A 230-nucleotide genomic window follows, 5' to 3' on the forward strand; every position below is an offset into this window, starting at 1 on the left:
TTGATATCCAGAATGTCGTCTTCAACGCCCGTATCGATCAAATCACAGAACTGCCCGGTGCCGGTGTGCGTGTAACCACCACCAGCGGCCGCTGCGATGAACTGGATGTGGTGATCGGTGCCGACGGTATTCACTCCGCGGTTCGTGCTTATTTGTTTGGGGCCGAACAGCCGCGCTTTACCGGTGTGGTTGCCTATCGTGCGGTCGTGCCGGCAGAACAGCTGCAAGAC

Annotated in this window: 1 pseudogene; it reads left to right on the plus strand. The window is 57.8% G+C overall.

Annotation, left to right across the window (positions count from 1 at the left end):
* A pseudogene (locus Q4563_RS23185) lies at positions 1–230 on the plus strand (hypothetical protein); the annotation flags it as partial.

This window comes from Gilvimarinus sp. 1_MG-2023 (assembly GCF_030548285.1).